17 protein-coding genes are annotated in these 16,394 nt (G+C 72.6%); 9 read left to right on the forward strand and 8 right to left on the reverse strand.

Annotated elements, in window-relative coordinates; all coding sequences use genetic code 11:
* Nucleotide 1: 1 nt before the first annotated feature.
* Nucleotides 2-997 (reverse strand): DEDDh family exonuclease, encoded by a 996-nt coding sequence (locus ACIO9K_RS30470; RefSeq protein WP_363580645.1) that lies wholly within the window; start codon nt 995-997, stop codon nt 2-4.
* 158 nt (nt 998-1,155) lie between these two features.
* Here ACIO9K_RS30470 and ACIO9K_RS30475 point away from each other — a divergent pair, with 158 nt between their 5' ends.
* The 4 genes from ACIO9K_RS30475 to moaA all read left to right on the forward strand — a co-directional run bounded on the left by ACIO9K_RS30475 (nt 1,156) and on the right by moaA (nt 5,506).
* The gene (locus ACIO9K_RS30475; protein ID WP_363618533.1) at nt 1,156-2,199 is read left to right on the forward strand and encodes a zinc-dependent alcohol dehydrogenase family protein; all 1,044 of its coding nucleotides are present in this window, start codon (nt 1,156-1,158) and stop codon (nt 2,197-2,199) included.
* Nucleotides 2,200-2,460: 261 nt separating this feature from the next.
* Nucleotides 2,461-2,817: a DUF485 domain-containing protein gene (locus tag ACIO9K_RS30480; RefSeq protein ID WP_063349620.1), complete on the forward strand. Its 357-nt coding sequence runs from the start codon at nt 2,461-2,463 to the stop codon at nt 2,815-2,817.
* Nucleotides 2,814-4,424: a cation acetate symporter gene (locus tag ACIO9K_RS30485; RefSeq protein ID WP_350880245.1), complete on the forward strand. Its 1,611-nt coding sequence runs from the start codon at nt 2,814-2,816 to the stop codon at nt 4,422-4,424. The genes ACIO9K_RS30480 and ACIO9K_RS30485 overlap by 4 nt, the downstream gene beginning before the upstream one ends.
* A gap of 92 nt (nt 4,425-4,516) precedes the next feature.
* Complete coding sequence (gene moaA, locus ACIO9K_RS30490) at nt 4,517-5,506, forward strand: GTP 3',8-cyclase MoaA (protein ID WP_363580649.1); 990 nt, start codon at nt 4,517-4,519, stop codon at nt 5,504-5,506.
* Nucleotides 5,507-5,556: 50 nt separating this feature from the next.
* On the opposite strand, the gene ACIO9K_RS30495 is transcribed toward moaA, so the two are convergent.
* From ACIO9K_RS30495 to ACIO9K_RS30520, 6 genes are all read right to left on the reverse strand, one after another.
* A complete protein-coding gene (locus tag ACIO9K_RS30495) occupies nt 5,557-5,775 on the reverse strand; it encodes a hypothetical protein (protein ID WP_363580651.1) in 219 nt (72 codons plus the stop codon).
* A gap of 277 nt (nt 5,776-6,052) precedes the next feature.
* Entirely contained in the window at nt 6,053-6,445 is a 393-nt protein-coding gene (locus tag ACIO9K_RS30500) for a DUF3099 domain-containing protein (protein WP_363618529.1), read from the reverse strand.
* Between the two features lie 196 nt (nt 6,446-6,641).
* Nucleotides 6,642-7,190 carry an RNA 2'-phosphotransferase gene (locus tag ACIO9K_RS30505; protein ID WP_063351459.1) on the reverse strand — a complete coding sequence of 183 codons (549 nt, stop codon included), beginning with the start codon at nt 7,188-7,190 and terminating at the stop codon, nt 6,642-6,644.
* A 32-nt stretch (nt 7,191-7,222) separates the two neighbouring features.
* Nucleotides 7,223-8,620 (reverse strand): metallopeptidase TldD-related protein, encoded by a 1,398-nt coding sequence (locus ACIO9K_RS30510; protein WP_363618527.1) that lies wholly within the window; start codon nt 8,618-8,620, stop codon nt 7,223-7,225.
* Nucleotides 8,620-10,221: a TldD/PmbA family protein gene (locus tag ACIO9K_RS30515; protein WP_400334760.1), complete on the reverse strand. Its 1,602-nt coding sequence runs from the start codon at nt 10,219-10,221 to the stop codon at nt 8,620-8,622. The genes ACIO9K_RS30510 and ACIO9K_RS30515 overlap by 1 nt, the downstream gene beginning before the upstream one ends.
* 127 nt (nt 10,222-10,348) lie before the next feature.
* A complete protein-coding gene (locus ACIO9K_RS30520; protein WP_363580659.1) occupies nt 10,349-11,494 on the reverse strand; it encodes an MBL fold metallo-hydrolase in 1,146 nt (381 codons plus the stop codon).
* Nucleotides 11,495-11,808: 314 nt separating this feature from the next.
* Between ACIO9K_RS30520 and fabG the strand changes: the two genes are divergently transcribed.
* Both fabG and fabI read left to right on the forward strand, forming a co-directional pair.
* Nucleotides 11,809-12,528 (forward strand): 3-oxoacyl-[acyl-carrier-protein] reductase, encoded by a 720-nt coding sequence (fabG, locus tag ACIO9K_RS30525; protein ID WP_350887665.1) that lies wholly within the window; start codon nt 11,809-11,811, stop codon nt 12,526-12,528.
* A 2-nt stretch (nt 12,529-12,530) separates the two neighbouring features.
* A complete protein-coding gene (fabI, locus tag ACIO9K_RS30530; RefSeq protein ID WP_063349628.1) occupies nt 12,531-13,298 on the forward strand; it encodes an enoyl-ACP reductase FabI in 768 nt (255 codons plus the stop codon).
* A 79-nt stretch (nt 13,299-13,377) separates the two neighbouring features.
* On the opposite strand, the gene ACIO9K_RS30535 is transcribed toward fabI, so the two are convergent.
* Nucleotides 13,378-14,052, reverse strand: coding sequence for a FadR/GntR family transcriptional regulator (locus tag ACIO9K_RS30535; RefSeq protein WP_363618523.1), 675 nt, complete (start codon nt 14,050-14,052; stop codon nt 13,378-13,380).
* Nucleotides 14,053-14,187: 135 nt separating this feature from the next.
* On the opposite strand from ACIO9K_RS30535, the gene ACIO9K_RS30540 reads away from it, so the two are divergent.
* The 3 genes from ACIO9K_RS30540 (at nt 14,188) to ACIO9K_RS30550 (ending at nt 16,355) form a co-directional block, all read left to right on the forward strand.
* On the forward strand, nt 14,188-15,477 hold the full coding sequence (locus ACIO9K_RS30540; RefSeq protein WP_363618521.1) for an MFS transporter: 1,290 nt from the start codon (nt 14,188-14,190) through the stop codon (nt 15,475-15,477).
* 67 nt (nt 15,478-15,544) lie between these two features.
* On the forward strand, nt 15,545-15,667 hold the full coding sequence (locus ACIO9K_RS30545) for an SGM_5486 family transporter-associated protein (RefSeq protein WP_279634939.1): 123 nt from the start codon (nt 15,545-15,547) through the stop codon (nt 15,665-15,667).
* 160 nt (nt 15,668-15,827) lie between these two features.
* Nucleotides 15,828-16,355 carry a histidine phosphatase family protein gene (locus ACIO9K_RS30550; RefSeq protein WP_363618519.1) on the forward strand — a complete coding sequence of 176 codons (528 nt, stop codon included), beginning with the start codon at nt 15,828-15,830 and terminating at the stop codon, nt 16,353-16,355.
* The last annotated feature ends 39 nt before the right edge of the window (nt 16,356-16,394 follow it).

Below are 16,394 nucleotides of genomic sequence, written 5' to 3' on the forward strand. Positions count from 1 at the left end.
CTCACGCACCGGGGTGCGGCGCGACTTCGCGGAGCAGTTGGAGGAAGGCGTCCTCGCCGACCACCGGCGTGCCGACCTCGCGGGCCCGGCGGGCCTTGCCGCTCCAGCTGTTCGGCTCGTTGGTGACCAGCAGGCTGGTGAGCCGGCTCACCGAGGTGGCGATGTGCAGGCCGGCCTCGGCGGCGCGGTCCTCCAGCAGCTCCCGGTCGGTGGCGGTGTCGCCGGTGAAGGCCACCCGCATGCCCTGCACCAGCGGCTTGCCGTCCTCCCAGCGTCCGGGGTTGGGGTACGGGCAGGGCGGGCGCTTCTTGGCCTGGCGGTAGGCGGCGCCGGTCCAGGAGGCGCGGCCGGGGGTGGCGGGCTCGTCCTCGCCGAGGTCGGTGACCGCCACGCAGGCCTGCACCGGCAGCGGGACGCCGCCCTGGCGGGCCAGGTGCAGGCTGGGGCGGAACGCCTCGGCGAGCACCCGGGCGTCGTCCAGGGCGTTGTGCGCGTGCTGCTGGCGGACGCCGAAGTGGGCGGCGAGCGAGGACAGCTTGCCGTTGGGCAGCGGCAGCCGCAGGTCGCGGGAGAGCACCATGGTGCAGATCCGCTGCTCGACCGGGGCGCGCAGGCCGGCCCGGGAGAACTCGCGCGAGATCATGTTCCAGTCGAAGAGCGCGTTGTGGGCGACCAGGACCCGGCCGTTCAGCCGGTCGGCGAACTCGTCGGCGATCTGCGGGAAGGTCGGGGCGCCCGAGAGCAGCTCCGCCGTGAGGCCGTGGATCCAGACCGGGCCCGGGTCCCGCTGGGGGTTGACCAGGGTGTACCAGTGGTCGGTGACCTCGCCGTCCGGGTCCAGCTGGTAGACGCCCGCCGAGATGACGCGGTCCGAGCGGCCGAGGCCGGTGGTCTCGACGTCGACCACCGCGAAGCCCTCGGCGGGGGCGGCGGTGCGCTGGGCGGGGACCGGGACGGTCCGCGGCGCGCCGTACGTCTCGGGCTGGATCGGTTGCATGGTCCAACAGGATAAGCGCCGCCGGGCCCGTGTCCGGTCGAAATGTTCCGGCCGAGCGACCGGAATAGAGTATTCCGCATAGGCGTCGCCTATCCGGTCGACGCCATCCACCGGCTGTCGACACCCCCCGACGGCCGACTCCGTAAGGACGAACTCCCATGCGCGCCACCGTGATCCACGGCCCCAATGACATCCGGATCGAAGAGGTCCCGGACCCGGTGATCCAGCACCCGACGGACGTCGTGGTGCGGGTGGTGAACGCCTGCATCTGCGGCAGCGACCTGTGGGCGTACCGCGGGGTGGCCCAGCGGGTGGCCGGGCAGCGGATCGGGCACGAGTTCCTGGGCGTGGTCGAGGAGGCGGGCGCCGAGGTGCGCGGCTTCGCGCCGGGCGACCTGGTGGTGGCGCCGTTCGTCTGGTCGGACGGCAGCTGCGACTTCTGTCGGGAGGGCCTGCAGACCTCCTGCCCGCACGGCGGGTTCTGGGGCCAGGTCGGCTCCGACGGCGGCCAGGGCGAGGCGGTGCGGGTGCCGTTCGCGGACGGCACGCTGGTGAAGCTGCCGAAGGAGGCCGCGGGCGACGAGAAGCTGCTGCCGGGGCTGCTGGCGCTGTCCGACGTGATGGCCACCGGGCACCACGCCGCCGTGTCGGCCCGGGTGCGCCCGGGCGTGACGGTCGCCGTGGTCGGCGACGGCGCGGTGGGCCTGTGCGGCGTGCTGGCGGCGCACCGGCTGGGCGCGGACCGCATCATCGCGCTGGGCCGGCACACCGCCCGCACCGACCTGGCCCGGCGCTTCGGCGCGACCGACGTGGTGGCCGAGCGCGGCGAGGCCGCGATCGAGGCGGTCAAGGAGCTGACCGGCGGCCAGGGCGCGCACGCCGTCCTGGAGGCCGTCGGGACCGAGGAGTCGATGCGCACGGCCGTCTCGATCGCCCGGGACGGCGGCGCGGTGGGCTACGTCGGCGTTCCGCACGGCGGCAGTGCGGGCGTCGACATCGGTCAGATGTTCGGCCGAAACGTTTCGCTCAATGGCGGCGTCGCCCCGGCCCGCGCCTACATCCCCGACCTGCTGCCGGACGTCCTCTCCGGGGCCATCGAGCCGGGTCTGGTGTTCGACCGCACGGTGGGCCTGGACGGTGTCCCGGACGGCTACCGGGCGATGGACGACCGCTCGGCGCTGAAGGTCCGGATCTCTTTCTGACGATGTGTCAGAAGGGGCGGCGCTGCTGGACGGTGCCGCCCCTTCGGCGTGTGGCGGCGGTGTTGTGAAGTGGCGCGAGTGGTGGTTTTCGGCCAATTGGATAGCGCGAGAGGGTGAACGACTGGCTGATCGCGGTCAACCCCTTTCGGGGCGGGCGCGGCGCTCCTAGCATTGCGCGGCGCGCACACGGATTGTGACGCCCCTCACGTCCGATCGTTCCCCGTGTGCGACCGCTACGCCGAAGGAGTGAGGAGAGACAGAGTGGATTCGCCGCCGATCACCACTACCCCTACGGAAGTCCAACTCATCGATGAGAGCGAGGAGTTCCGTACCCTGAGGCGCTCGTTCCGGAGCTTCGCCTTCCCGGTCACCATCGGCTTCGTGCTCTGGTACCTGCTCTACGTGCTGCTCTCCTGCTACGCGCCCGGCCTGATGGGTGCCAAGGTCGTCGGGCACATCAACGTGGCCCTGGTGCTGGGGCTGCTGCAGTTCGTCACCACCTTCGCCATCGCCGCCTGGTACGCCCGCTACGCCGACCGGCGGATCGACCCGACCGCCGCCGCGATCCGCGAGGCCCACGGCGCCGTCGTCCACGCTCCCCGGGAGTCCGCCGAATGAGCCTGCTCGCCAGCTCCGCCACGGAGCACCGCGGCATCACGATGACCCTCTTCGGGCTGTTCGTGCTGGCCACCCTCGCGATCACGGTCTGGGCCGGGCGGCAGACCAAGGACGCGGCCGACTTCTACGCCGGCGGCCGCGGCTTCACCGGATTCCAGAACGGCCTGGCCATCTCCGGCGACTACATGTCCGCCGCGTCCTTCCTCGGCATCGCCGGCGCCATCGCGCTCTCCGGCTACGACGGCTTCCTCTACTCGATCGGCTTCCTGGTCGCCTGGCTGGTCGCACTGCTGCTGATCGCCGAACCGCTGCGCAACTCCGGCCGCTTCACCATGGCGGACGTCCTCGCGTTCCGGATGCGCCAGCGCCCGGTGCGCACCGCGGCGGGCGTCTCCACCATCGTGGTGTCGATCTTCTACCTGCTCGCCCAGATGGTCGGCGCCGGGACGCTGGTCGCCCTGCTGCTGGGGGTCAACGGGGACGCCGCCAAGCGCTGGACCATCGTCGCGGTCGGCGCGCTGATGGTCGTCTACGTGGTGATAGGGGGCATGAAGGGCACCACCTGGGTGCAGATCGTCAAGGCCGTGCTGCTGATCGCCGGCACCGCGCTGATGACCGTCCTGGTGCTCGCCAAGTACCACTTCAACCCCTCGGAACTGCTCGGCGCCGCCGCCAGCGCGAGCGGCAAGGGCGCGGCCTTCCTCGAACCGGGGCTGAAGTACGGGGCCAGCGACACCAGCAAACTCGACTTCATCAGCCTCGGGATCGCGCTGGTGCTCGGCACCGCCGGCCTGCCGCACATCCTGGTCCGCTTCTACACCGTGCCCACCGCCAAGGCGGCCCGGAAGTCGGTGCTCTGGGCGATCGGCATCATCGGCGTCTTCTACCTGATGACCCTGGCGCTCGGCTTCGGCGCGGCGGCGCTGGTCGGCCCCAAGGCGATCAAGGCGGCCAACGCCTCCGGCAACACGGCGGCCCCGCAGCTGGCCGAGGTGCTCGGCGGAGGCTCCGGCACCACCGGCGGCGCGATCCTGCTCGCGGTGATCTCCGCCGTCGCCTTCGCCACCATCCTGGCCGTGGTCGCCGGACTCACCCTGGCGTCCTCCGCCTCCTTCGCGCACGACCTGTACGCCAACGTGATCCGGCGCGGCAAGGCCACCGAGAAGCAGGAGGTGCTCTCGGCGAAGTGGGCCGCCGTCGCGATCGGCGCGGTGGCCATCGTGCTCAGCCTCTTCGCGGGCAAGCTCAACACCGCCGCCCTGGTCGCCCTGGCCTTCGCGGTGGCCGCCTCGGCGAACCTGCCCACCCTGCTCTACTCGCTGTTCTGGAAGCGCTTCACCACCTCCGGCGCGGTCAGCTCGGTCTACGCCGGCCTGATCAGCTCGGTCGTGCTGGTGGTCTTCTCCCCGGTGGTCTCCGGCGCGAAGACCTCGCTGTTCCCGGACACCGACTTCCACTGGTTCCCGCTGGAGAACCCGGGCCTGGTCTCCATCCCGATCGGCTTCCTGGCCGGGTGGATCGCCACCCTGCTCTCCAAGGACCGACCCGACCCGGCGAAGTACGCTGAACTGGAGGTCCGGGCGCTGACCGGGCTGGGCGCCCACTGACCGGGCGCCCACTCACCGACCGGCGATGACTATGCTGGCCCGGCCCGCCTTGACGGTGGCCGGGCCGGCCGCATTCTCGGGAAGGGACGCACGTGCTGCTCGACACCTTCGGACGCCAGGCCGTCGACCTGCGGGTATCTCTGACCGACCGGTGCAACCTCCGTTGCACCTACTGCATGCCGGAAGAGGGCCTGCGCTGGCTGGCCAAGCCCGAGCTGCTGACCGACGAGGAGATCGTCCGGCTGGTCACCCTCGCGGTGCGCGACCTGGGCGTCCGGGAGGTCCGCTTCACCGGCGGCGAGCCGCTGCTGCGCCCCGGCCTGGTCGCCATCGTCGCCGCCTGCTCGGAGCTGGAGCCGCGCCCCGAGCTGTCCCTCACCACCAACGGCATCGGGCTGGCCCGTACCGCGACGGCGCTGCGCGAGGCCGGGCTCGACCGGGTCAACGTCTCGCTGGACACCCTCGACCCCGAGGTGTTCCACACCCTCACCCGCCGCCACCGCCACCAGGACGTGCTGGCCGGGCTGGCCGCCGCCGAGGCCGCCGGACTGACGCCGGTCAAGCTGAACGCGGTGCTGATGCGCGGGGTCAACGGCCACGAGGCTCCCGACCTGCTGGCCTGGTGCCTGGAGCACGGGTACGAGCTGCGCTTCATCGAGCAGATGCCGCTGGACGCCCAGCACGGCTGGGACCGCTCCGCGATGGTCACCGCCGAGGAGATCCTCGACCTGCTCGGTGCGCGGTTCACGCTCACCCCGGAGCCGTCCGCCCGCCGGGGCGCGGCGCCCGCCGAACGCTGGCTGGTGGACGGCGGCCCGGCCCGGGTCGGCGTGATCGCCTCCGTCACCCGCCCGTTCTGCCGGGCCTGCGACCGGACCCGGCTGACCGCCGACGGGCAGGTGCGCAACTGCCTGTTCGCGACCGGGGAGACCGACCTGCGCACCGCCCTGCGCTCGGGCGCGGACGACGCCGAGCTGGGCGCGCTGTGGCGGGCGGCGATGTGGGGCAAGAAGGCCGGGGCCGGGATCGACGACCCGGAGTTCCACCAGCCCGAGCGGCCGATGTCGGCGATCGGCGGCTAGCGGGTCCCGCGAGGTCAGGGCGACTCGGCCGACTCGGACGACCCGGACGGCTAGGACGTCTCCGGGGTCCAGTCGGCGAAGGCGACGACCTCCTTGAGGAAGCCGCGCACGCCGAGGAACTGGGACAGGTGCTCGCGGTGCTCGTCGCAGGCGAGCCAGGTCTTGCGGCGGTCCGGGGTGTGCAGCTTGGGGTTGTTCCACACCAGCACCCAACGGGCGTCCGCCCGGCAGCCCTTGGCGGAGCAGATCGGCGTCTGCGGGGTGTCCATCGGGTCGTCCTCAGCGCTAGGCGGGTGGTCTGCACCGCCAGTGTTTCACGCGCTCCGCGCGGCCCGGAGGGAGCCCGCCCGGATCCGGGCATGGCGACGCCGGGCAGCCACGGGGGGAGCCGCCCGGCGTCGGTCCGTCGCTCCGACGGGGGATGCGGAGCGCGTACGCAGTATGTCACGCCAGGGGCCTCGGTTGGGGAGGTCTTGCATGATTAATCTGAGCTTCTTCTGAGCTTTCTTCGAGCCGGATTTTCTCGAAACGTCTCGAAACGGACGGTCAGTTCGGGCCCTGTGAAGGATCGGTGGCAGCGGTCTTTGCCCCGCCTGTACCGGGGGCCCCGTCCGCCCCACCCCTCCCACCCGTCCCACCGGGACCGAGCATCAGCGGGGTGTCCAGCGGGATGTCGAAGGTGCTCGGCAGCCCCGGCGCCCGCTCCCGGCCCGCGTTGGCGATCAGGACGGCGAAGTACGGCAGCAGTACGGCGCCGGCCAGCGCCGCGAACGCCAGCCACCGCTGGACGTCCCACAGCACCACGGCGAGCAGCACGCAGACCGTCCGGAGCAGCATCGAGACCACGTAGCGGCGCTGCCGCCCGCGGACGTCCTCGGTGAGGCTGCTCCGCGCTCCCGTGATCCGGTGGACCTGCCCACCGTCAGCGCTCTTGCCCATGTCCTACCGCCCTCGTCCACGCTCCCGCGCGACTCGCCGCGCGGCCTCCTCACGGTACGCCTGGGCAGCGGGGACGACGAGACCGGGTGGGGCGGACCCACCCGGTCGGGTGTGCGAGGGGACTGTCCGGCCGATCGGGACGGCCGATCGGGGCGGGTAATCGGAACGGGTAGTCGGAACGGCGGGGCGAGGGGCCTCACGACCGCCGGGAGAGGAACTGCGGCGGGACGGCGTCGGTGAGCCAGACTCCGTTGTCGCTGATCCGGAACTCGTGGCCGGCCGCCGCCATCGCGGCCGCGTTCACGGTGAGCACCACCGGGCGGCCGTGCCGGGCGCCGACCCGCACCGCGGTCTCGGTGTCCGCGGACAGGTGGACGTCCTGCCTGGCCATCGGGCGCAGGCCCTCCCGGAAGATCGACGCCAGGTGGCGGTCGGCGGTGCCGTGGTAGAGCACCGGGGGAGGCACGGTGGCGGCCAGACCGAGGTCGACCGCCACCGTGTGGCCCTGGTTGGCGCGGATCGAGAGACCGTCCGCGGAGTAGCCGAAGCGGCGCTTGTTGTTGGTCGCCACCACGTGGTCCAGATCGGCCCTGGTCAGCCGGTTGCCCTTGGCCGCGAGGGCGGTGAGGAGCACGTCGATCCGGATCCAGCCGGACTCGTCCAGCGTGACGCCCACCCGCTCCGGCTCGTGCCGCAGGATGCGCGACAGCATCTTGCTCGTCTTGACCAGCCGCTTCTCGTCCATCATGTCTCTCGTATCCCCCCGTTGGTCAGTGGCTATGAGGCCTGGCTGACCGAACTCATGTTGAAGTCCGCGACACGCACGGGTGGCATCGCGGTGCGGGTGAAGTAGTCGCTCCACTCGCGGGGCAGGCAGCGCTCGGTGCGGCCCGCCTCGGTGATCCGGTCCAGCAGGTCCACCGGGGACTCGTTGAACCGGAAGTTGTTGACCGCGCCGACGACTTCGCCGTTCTCGACCAGGTAGACGCCGTCCCGGGTCAGGCCGGTGAGCAGCATCGTCGCCGGGTCCACCTCGCGGATGTACCAGAGGCAGGTGAGCAGCAGGCCGCGCTCGGTGCGGGCGATCATCTCGTCCAAGGTCGGCGCGCTGTCCTGGTCGGCCGTCTCCAGCACCAGGTTGTCGCCGAACGGGCGCAGCGGCAGGCCGGTGAGGCCGGCGGAGTGGCGGCTGGTGACCAGGTCGGTCAACACGCCCTCGCGGATCCACTCGGTGGCGTCGATCGGCAGGCCGTTGTCGAAGACCGAGATGTCCCCGCCGGTCGAGTGCGCGAGGACGAACGGCGCCGACTCCAGGCCGGGTTCGGCCGGGTCCGTGCGCAGCGTGAGCGGCAGCCCGGCGAGCTTGTCGCCGATCCGGGTGCCGCCGCCGGGCTTGGAGAAGACGGTGCGGCCCTCGTGGGCGTCGCGGCCGACGGCGGACCAGGCGAGGCAGAGCATCAGGTCGGCGACGGCCGAGGGCGGCAGCAGCGTCTCGTACCGGCCGGCGGGCAGGTCCACCTTGCGGGCGCCCCAGCCGAGGCGCTTGGTCAGCTCGGTGTGCAGGGCGGTGACGTCCACGTCGGAGAAGTCCCGGGTGGCGGCGCCGGCCCAGGCGGAGCCGGACAGGTCGGTGGTCTTGGCGTTGATCTCGACCATGCCGGTCGGCTGGTCGTGGCGCAGCCGCAGGCCGGTGGAGGTGCCCAGGTAGCTGCTGACCACCTCGTGCCGGGCGAAGCCGTACAGCAGTTCGCCCTGCGCGGCGGCCCGGGCGAAGGCCTCGCCGAGGGCCGGGCCGAAGGAGTCGAACACCGCGATCGAGGTCTCGGCGGGTGGCCGGGTGAAGTCCGGGGAGGACGGCCGGTCGGCCACCAGCGGCTGGGCGTCCTCGGCCGGGCCGGCCGCGCGGGCGGCCTCCTCGGCGGCGCGGACCAGGCCCTCCACCTCGTCCGGGGTGACGGCCTCGCGGGAGACCACGCCGGAGGCGGTGCCCTCGGCCCCGGCCACGGTGGCGATCACGGTGAGGCGGCGGCCGCGGGTGACGCCGTTGGTGGTCAGCGAGTTGCCGGCCCAGCGCAGGTTGGCGGTGGACTCCTCGTCGGCGATCACCACGCAGCCGTCGGCGCGGGCGAGGCCGAGTGCCAGCTCGACCAGTTCGTGGGGCTGCATCGCGGTCATCAGTGACCCGCCTCCTGCTGGGTGTTGAGCACGTTGACGTTGCGGAACAGCGCCGACGGGCAGCCGTGGCTGACCGCCGCGATCTGGCCGGGCTGCGCCTTGCCGCAGTTGAAGGCGCCGCCGAGGACGTAGGTCTGCGGGCCGCCGACCGCCGTCATCGAGCCCCAGAAGTCGGTGGTGGTCGCCTGGTAGGCGAAGTCCTTGACCTGGCCGGCGAGTTCGCCGTTCCTGATGGCGTAGGCGCGCTGGCCGGTGAACTGGAAGTTGTAGCGCTGCATGTCGATCGACCAGGAGCGGTCGCCGACGATGTACAGGCCGTTCTCCACCCCGGCGAACAGGCCCTCGGTGTCCGGGCCGTCGGCGGCGGGCTGGAGCGAGACGTTGGCCATCCGCTGCACCGGCACGTGCGCCGGGGAGTCCGCGAAGGCACAGCCGTTGGAGCGCTCGAAGCCCTTCAGCTCGGCCATGCCGCGGTCGAGTTGGTACCCGACCAGGGTGCCGTCCTTGACCAGGTCCCAGGACTGGGTGGCGACGCCCTCGTCGTCGTAGCCGATCGTGGACAGGCCGTGCTCGGCGGTGCGGTCGCCGGTGACGTGCATCAGCTCGGAGCCGTACCTGAGCGAGCCGAGCTGGTCGAAGGTGGCGAAGGAGGTGCCGGCGTAGGCGGCCTCGTAGCCGAGGGCGCGGTCCAGCTCGGTGGCGTGGCCGATCGACTCGTGGATGGTCAGCCAGAGGTTGGACGGGTCGATGACCAGGTCGTAGCGGCCGGCCCGGACGCTCGGCGCCTTCATCTTCTCGGCCAGCAGGGTGGGCAGTTCGGCGAGTTCGGCGTCCCAGTCCCAGCCCGTTGCGGGCAGGCCCCGGCCGTCGGGGGACGGCCCCCGGACCCCCGTGAGGTACTCGAAGCCGCGCCCGACCGGCGGGGCCAGCGTGCGCATCGAGTCGAAGGCCCCGGTGCGCTCGTCCACCGAGGTGGCCTCCAGCGTGGGGTGCAGCCGGATCCGCTGCTGGGTGGTGACGGTGCCCGCGGTGTCCGCGTAGAACTTGTTCTCCTGGACGGTCAGCAGGCTCGCCTGGACGTGCGAGACGCCCTCGGCGGCCAGCAGCCGCGAACTCCACTCGGAGAGCAGCGCGGTCTTCTCCGCGTCCGGCACCTCGAAGGGGTTCACCTCGTACGAGGAGACCCAGGTGACGTCCCGGTACACCGGCTCGTCGGCCAGCTCGACCCGCTCGGCGGAGCCGGCGGCCCGGCTGATCCCGCCGGACAGGCGGGCCACCGCGACGGCCTGCTCGGCGACCCGCGCCGCCGCGTCGGTGGTGAGGTCCACCCCGGCGGCGAAGCCCCAGGCGCCGTCCAGCAGCACCCGGACGGCGAAGCCGAGTTGCACGCTGTCGGAGGTGCCGGCCGGGCGGGCGTCGCGCAGCCGCCAGGAGGCGCTGCGGACCCGCTCCAGACGGAAGTCGGCGTGGGTGGCGCCGAGTTCGCGCGCCCGGGTGAGGGCGGCGTCGGCGAGGGTGCGCAGCGGGAAGGCGAGGAACAGCGGGTCGACGGCGCGCCCGTGCGGGGCGCCGACGCTGTCGGCCGGAGGGATCGGAGGCAATCGTGCTCCCTGGTCGCGGAGGGTGGCGGTGCGGCGCCGCACAGGGGCGCCCGCACCGCATCATGGCCGGTCCAGGGGGTTTCGGCCAGCGCATTTCGGCCGGTGCGCCGCCGTGGTGGCCGGTCGGTCAGCCGACGATCTCCCACCAGCCGTCCAGCTCCGGCGGGTTGTCCACGTCGACCCGCTCGCCGGGGCGCGGCACGGCCAGCGGGACGGCCTGCGCCTTGGCCTCGACCAGCAGCCGCTCGATCGGCTCGGCCCACGGGTGCAGGCCCAGGTTGAAGGTGCACCAGTGCACCGGCACCAGCAGGCCCGCCTGGAGGTCGCGGTGGGCGCGCACGGCGTCCTCGGGGGTCATGTGGATGTCGGCCCAGGCGGCGTCGTAGGCGCCGATCTGCACCAGCGCGGCGTCGAAGGGGCCGTGCCGGTCGCCGATCCGGGCGTAGCCCTCGAAGTAGCCGGAGTCACCGGTGTAGAAGACCTTGCGGTCGGGGCCGGCGATCACCCAGGAGCCCCACAGGGTGGTGTTGCGGGTCAGGCCGCGGCCGGAGAAGTGGTGCGCCGAGGTGAGGGTGAGCACCAGGTCGCCGAGGGTGCAGGTCTCGTCCCAGTCCAGTTCGATGATGCGGTGCTCCGGGACGCCCCAGCGGCGCAGGTGGCCGCCGATGCCCAGCGGCACCGCGAACGGCGCGGACTGGCTGCGCACCAGGCGCTTGACCGTCGCCATGTCCAGGTGGTCGTAGTGGTCGTGCGAGATCAGCACGGCGTCGACCTGCGGCAGCTCCTCCAGTTCCACCGGCACCGGGTGCAACCGCTTGGGGCCGACGTGCGCGGCGGGGGAGCAGCGCTCGCTCCAGATCGGGTCGAGCAGCACCCGGGAGCCCTCGATCTCCACCAGCGCGGAGGCGTGCCCGTACCAGGTGATCGCCACGCCCTCGGCGGCCGGGCCGGGGCCGCCGGCGGGGCGGACGGTCGGCACGGGGTGGGCGGGGACGCGGCCCTCGCGGTCGAACAGCATCCGGCGGATGGTGCCGCGGTCGATGTCCGGGGCGGTGGTGGCCCGGGCCAGGGTGGAGGGGGCGTTGTGGAAGACGCCGTCGCGGTACTGCGGCGAGTCGCGCACCCGCTCCTCGTGCTCGCCGTCCGGCCGTCGGCCGAACGCCGCCGGCAGGTCGCGCAGCGACCAGGCGGCCGCTCCCAGGCCGGCCGCGAGGGCGGTCAGGGCCAGCAGCCGTCCGTTTCGGTGGGTGCTCCTGGGCCGTGCCTTGGTCATGCGCCCTGCCTTCGTTCCTCGCGGGACCCTTCGGGGATCGGTACGGCCGGTCCCGGGTCGGCCCGCACCACGGGGGCAACGGGTGCGCGGGGCCGTGTTGTTCCCGTACGGCGGCTCCGGCTCGGCTCCGGCGGTGGTTCGGTCAGGGCGGCTGAGCAGGTGCGGGGCGCTGCGGGTACGGATTGTCGGATTGCGACAGTTCCTCCGGTGCGGCGCTGTGGGAGCCCGATGCGCCGACACCGCCGACCGCCCGATAGCGTCACACTGCGTACGCGTTCCGACGTACGTCCGCACACACGGAGAGAGGTGGATCGTTGAGCCGCTCGGTTCTCGTCACCGGAGGAAACCGGGGCATCGGCCTCGCGATCGCCCAGGCCTTCGCCGAGGCGGGTGACAAGGTCGCCATCACCAGCCGCTCGGGCGAGGTGCCCGAGGCCCTGGAGAAGTACGACGTCCTCGCGGTGCGCTGCGACATCACGGACGCCGCGCAGGTCGACGCCGCCTTCACCGAGATCGAGGAGAAGCACGGCGCGGTCCAGGTGCTGGTCGCCAACGCGGGCATCACCAACGACACCCTGCTGCTGCGCATGTCCGAGGAGGACTTCACCTCCGTCCTGGACACCAACCTGACCGGCGCCTTCCGGGTGGTCAAGCGCGCCTCGAAGCTGATGATGCGGGCCCGCAAGGGCCGCGTCGTGCTGATCTCTTCCGTGGTGGGCCTGTCCGGTTCGCCGGGCCAGTCGAACTACGCCGCGTCCAAGGCGGGCCTGGTCGGCTTCGCCCGGTCGCTGGCGCGTGAGCTGGGCCCGCGCAACATCACCGTCAACGTGGTCGCCCCCGGCTTCGTCGACACCGACATGACCGCTGTGCTCAGCGACGAGCGCCGCGCGGAGATCGTCTCGGGCGTGCCGCTGGGCCGCTACGCGTCGCCCGCCGAGGTCGCGTCCACCGTGCGGTTCCTCGGTTCGGACGAGGCCGCGTACATCACCGGAGCCGTCATTCCCGTCGACGGCGGATTGGGCATGGGTCACTGAGCATGACTGGAATCCTTGAGGGCAAGCGCATCCTGATCACGGGTGTGCTGATGGAGTCCTCCATCGCCTTCCACGCCGCCAAGCTCGCCCAGGAGCAGGGTGCGGAGATCATCCTCACCGCGTTCCCGCGCCCGAGCCTGACCGAGCGGATCGCCAAGAAGCTGCCGAAGCCGGTCACCGTGCTGCCGCTGGACGTCTCCAGCGAGGAGGAGCTGGCGGGCATCGCCGACACGGTCCGCGAGCACCTGCCGACCCTGGACGGCATCGTCCACTCGATCGGCTTCGCCCCGCAGGACGCCCTGGGCGGCAACTTCCTGGACACCCCGTGGGAGTCCGTGGCCACCGCGATGAACGTCTCGGCCTTCTCGCTGAAGTCGCTGACCATGGCGCTGCTGCCGCTGATGCAGGACGGCGGCTCGGTCGTCGGCCTCACCTTCGACGCGCAGTTCGCCTGGCCGCAGTACGACTGGATGGGCCCGGCCAAGGCCGCCCTGGAGTCGACCAACCGCTACCTGGCGCGCTACCTGGGCGAGCGGGACATCCGCTGCAACCTGATCTCGGCCGGCCCGCTCGGCTCGATGGCCGCCAAGTCCATCCCGGGCTTCGGCGACCTCGCGGACACCTGGAACCACCGCTCCCCGCTGAAGTGGGACCTGACCGACCCGGAGCCGGCCGGCCGCGGCATCGTCGCGCTGCTCTCGGACTGGTTCCCGAAGACCACCGGCGAGATCATCCACGTCGACGGTGGGCTGCACGCCATCGGCGCCTGACCGCTTCGCCGCACGCCGCTGCCCGGCACCCCCACGAGAGGGTGCCGGGCAGCGGCGTTCCAGGACGTTCTAGGGCGCCTCAGGCGTCGGCGGGGGTGCACGCGCCGATGGCGCGGCCGGCCTCGACGGAGGCGCGCTGGGCGTCGCCGGCCCGGATGGCGTCGAGGATGGTGGCGTGGCCGATGTAGCGCTCGGGGATCAGCTCGGGGCCGACGTCGTGCCGCAGGTGGGCGCGGGTGACCTCGCCGAGGTCGGCGTAGACGGCGGCCAGCACGTCGTTGTGGGCGGCGGCGACGACGGCCTGGTGGAACGCGGCATCGGCCTGGATGAAGTCCTCGGCGTCGCCGGAGTGCCAGGCGCTCTCGCGGCGGCCCAGCGCGGCGTCCAGCAGGCCGAGGTCGCGGTCGGTGCGGCGGGCCGCGGCGAGGCCGGCCGCGGAGGTCTCCAGGGCGGCCCGCAGCTCGGCGACCTGCGCCTGGTCGGCGTCGGCGAAGCGGCGGTGCATGACCCCGGCCAGCTCGCTGGTGGCGAGCACGTAGGTGCCGGAGCCCTGGCGGATGTCGAGCAGCCCGTTGTGGGCGAGGGCACGGACGGCCTCGCGGACGGTGTTGCGGGCGACGCCGAGCTGTTCGACGAGTGCGGCCTCGGTGGGGATGCGTGAGCCGACGGGCCACTCCCCGGAGGTGATCTGGGCGCGCAGCTGCGCGATCACCTGGTCGGACAGCGGGGTGCGCCTCGGCGAGGACAGCGCCACGGGTACTCCTTGCGGCTACGGTTCGATGGACGGGGCCGGCGGGTGGGAGGGCCGGCGTCCGGTGGGGGAGCGGGTCGGCACATCATGCCAATTCGAAGGTGCGCCGATTCATCCCATCATTCTATGATGGTGCCCATGCCTCCCGCAGCAGACACCACCGCCTCCCCACGAACCGAGGCCCGGCCGCAGACCGAGCGGCCCTCCACGCCCTCCTCCGGCAAGTACCTGGGCTGGCTGTTCGCCGTCGCGATCGCCGCCGCCGCCTTCAACCTGCGCCCCGTGGTCACCAGCCTCGGGCCGCTGCTCGACCAGGTCCGCGCCGACCTCGGGATGAACCCGACGCTCGCCGGGCTGCTCACCGCCGTCCCGTCGCTCTGCTTCGGCCTGTTCGGCTTCGCCGCGCCCTCGATGGCCCGGCGGATCGGCCCGATCGCCGTGATCACCGCCGGCATGGGCGCGATCACCCTGGGCGTGCTCTCCCGCTCCTTCGCCGGCGGCACCGCGGTGTTCCTGCTGCTGACGGCGCTCGCGCTGGCCGGTGTGGCGGTCTCCAACGTGCTGATCCCGGTGGTGATCAAGCGCTACTTCCCGGACAAGGTCGGTCCGATGATCGGCCTGTACTCGATGGCGCTGTCGGCCGGCACCGCGCTGGCCGCCGCCGTCACCGTGCCGATGACCAGCGCGCTCGGCGGCGACTGGCGCTACGGCCTGGGTGTCTGGGCCGGTCTCGCCGCGCTGGCCCTGCTGCTCTGGCTCCCGGTGCTGCTGACCAAGCGCGAGCGCGGCGAGCGCGCGGGCGGGGCGGCCGCCGCCGTCAGGCTGCCGATCACCCGCAGCCGGACGGCCTGGGCGATGGCCTGCTTCTTCGGCCTCCAGGCCACCGGCGCCTACGTGGTGATGGGCTGGCTGCCGAAGATCTTCCAGGACGCCGGCGTCGACAAGGGCACCTCCGGGGTGCTGCTCGCGGTGACCATGGTGATCGGCGTGCCGGTCTCCTTCGTGCTGCCCAACCTGGCCGCCCGCCGCGGCGACCAGCGGCTGTTCGTCGTCGTGCTGGCCGCCTGCGGCATCGCCGGGTACGCCGGGCTGGCGCTGGCCCCGGCCGGCGCGTCGTGGCTCTGGGCGGTCCTGGTGGGCCTGTCCAACTGCGCCTTCCCGCTGGTGCTGACGATGATCGGGCTGCGCGCCCGCACCGCCGGCGGGGTCGCCCAGCTCTCCGCCTTCGCCCAGGGCGTCGGCTACCTGATCTCCATCCCCGGCCCGATCCTGATCGGCCGGATCTACCAGATGACCGGCGAGTGGTACGGCCCGCTGGGCTTCCTGGCGCTGCTGCTGGTGCCGCAGATGCTGTTCGGCCTGCGGGCCGCGATGGCCCGGCACATCGAGGACGAGGCGGTCCACCCCGTGGCGCAGGTCAAGGCCTGACCAAGGGACGGCCAACCCCGAGGGGTCGGTGACCGACGGGCGTGTTCGGGGTGGAAGAATCCCGGACATGCCCGTTCTCGATCCCAACCCGACCGACGGCCGCAAGCAGCTCGGCCAGATCGCCCTGGCGATCGCCGGCATCGTGGTGCTGGTGGCGATCATCGCCTCCGTCGCCGCCGCCATAGGCTGATCCGGTCCATCCCCCCCCCGCGTAGCATCGCCGTTCACCGGCCACCCCCGTTTATCGGAAGGCCGGACGAACGGCGGATGATGACACCCGCCACCCCTGCGAGTGGCGGCATCCGGGAGCACCGCGCCCCGGAGCGGCTTTTCTGCCAAGCTTGCTGGGTATGAGCGCCGACACGTCCCGCAGGATCATCGTTCTCCGCCATGCCAAGGCCGACTGGCCCAACGGCGTGGACGACCACGAGCGGCCGCTGGCCGACCGGGGCCGTCACCAGGCCCCGGACGCCGGCCGCTGGCTGGTCGACTCCGGCATCAACCCCGAGTACGTGCTCTGCTCCACCGCGCTGCGCACCCGCGAGACGTGGAAGCTGGCGGCGCACGAGCTGCCGAAGCGGGCCCGCAGGACCGTGTACGAGGACCGCATCTACGAGGCCAGCCCCGGCGAGATCATCGCCGTCCTCCAGGAGACCCCGGAGGAGTACGCGGACGTGGTGCTGGTCGGGCACAACCCCGGCGTGCTGGGCCTGACCCAGGTGCTGGCCGGGGACGCGGGCGACCGGGACGCGCTGGAGCGGCTGCGGCTCGGCGGCTTCCCGACGGCGGCGATCGCGGTGCTCAGCTTCAGCGGCTCGTGGAAGGGCGTCGAGCCGGGCGCCGCCGCGCTGGTCTCGTACTACACGCCGCAGGACTGACCCGGTACGGAGCTCCGAGTTCCGTACGGGCTCCGGGGC

Source organism: Kitasatospora sp. NPDC087271, assembly GCF_044744605.1.
Lineage (GTDB): Bacteria > Actinomycetota > Actinomycetes > Streptomycetales > Streptomycetaceae > Kitasatospora.